The organism is Deefgea chitinilytica, from assembly GCF_016881405.1.
Taxonomy (GTDB): domain Bacteria; phylum Pseudomonadota; class Gammaproteobacteria; order Burkholderiales; family Chitinibacteraceae; genus Deefgea; species Deefgea chitinilytica.
In genome coordinates this window covers 1-1,380 of record NZ_WOFE01000021.1, presented here as the reverse complement: position 1 = coordinate 1,380, position 1,380 = coordinate 1, and the positions used below count along the sequence as shown (strand labels likewise).

Below are 1,380 nucleotides of genomic sequence, written 5' to 3'. Positions count from 1 at the left end.
CTCTGGTTTTGGGTTCGACTGCTCACGTATATCCGGCCTCAAAGTTGGACTCAATCGTCCGGGCCATAATGGGCTATTCGCGCGGCAACTCCTGATCGCCCTAGCGTGCTCGAAGCACTACGGGTCGTGAAGGTTTTGCTACCGCCGGTTCGACCTGTTTGCCATTACTGCGTCTTGCTTTGCAATCGTGAAGACGGTGACTCGTTCATCAACCCGTTGCCGGGGCTATTGTACGCAGCGCTGATTCAAGCCGCTGCATCACCTACCAAACCGTAGTTTGGGTCGTAATCTTCTTTGCTCGTCAGTAGCGCCCATGCCAGCCGAATGGTCTTATTTGCCAACGCCACTGCGGCAATGTTTTTATTCCTGCGTGTACATAAAGCCTGCACCCATTGGCTTAGCCGATCCTCTTTACCACCTGCTGTTTTAATGACTGCACGTGCGCCATGAATCAATAAGGTGCGCAGATAAGCATCACCACGCTTACTAATTCCCAGCAAGCGATCCTTGCCGCCGCTGCTGTGCTGCTTGGGCACTAAGCCAACCCAAGCGGCCAAATCTCGCCCTTTATTAAATGCACTGGCATCACCAATTGCGGCCACTAAAGCGGTCGCGGTAATCGGCCCTATTCCACGCAATTGCTGTAGTTTTTTCGCAGCTACATTTTCGTTAGCTTGTCGCTGCATTTCCTGATCAAGGATGGCAATTTGCTCATCCAAATACACCAAATCAGCCCGCAACCCATCTAGCAAAATTCTAAAGCGAGCAGTAAGCCCATTTTCTGCATCTTCCAATATTTCAGGCAACGCTTTGCGTAACTGATTGACCCGTGGTGCAACCACAATACCGTATTCACCCAACAAACCCCGAGTTTGATTGACCTTGGCTGTGCGCTGATGAATCAACTCAGAACGAATGCGGTGCAGCGCTTGTAAATCCTGTTGCTCAACGGTTTTAATTGGCACAAAACGCATCGTGGGGCGGCTCAGTGCTTCGCAAATCGCCTCGGCATCATTGACGTCATTCTTATTGGTTTTGACATAGGGTTTCACAAATTGTGGCGCAATCAATTTCACGGTATGCCCCATCGCCAGCAAAGTACGCGCCCAATAATGAGAACTAGCGCAAGCTTCCATGCCGATCAGGCAAGGTTCCAGCTTGTAGAAAAACTCGGCCATTTGATTACGGCGTAGTTGCTTGCGGCAAACGGTCTTTTCTTGTGCATCGACGCCGTGGATTTGAAAAACCTGTTTGGCAAGATCAATGCCAATGCGCATAATCTTCATGGTGGACTCCTTGTTTCTAGCGACTGTTTGTTGACGCTTCCAGTCTGGCACATCGATGCCGTATTAGGAGGAAGGAGTCCATCCCATTGCCCTA

General features: G+C 50.3%; 1 protein-coding gene. It reads right to left on the bottom strand.

Translation table 11 applies throughout. The features are described 5' to 3' along the window. Positions 1-245: 245 nt before the first annotated feature. A complete protein-coding gene (locus tag GM173_RS15805; RefSeq protein ID WP_203572357.1) occupies positions 246-1,286 on the bottom strand; it encodes an IS110 family RNA-guided transposase in 1,041 nt (346 codons plus the stop codon). Positions 1,287-1,380 lie beyond the last annotated feature (94 nt).

Excerpts from the sequence above, each read along its gene's own strand:
- GM173_RS15805 (WP_203572357.1), bottom strand. The coding sequence starts at position 1,286 with ATGAAGATTATGCGCATTGGCATTGATCTTGCCAAACAGGTTTTTCAA.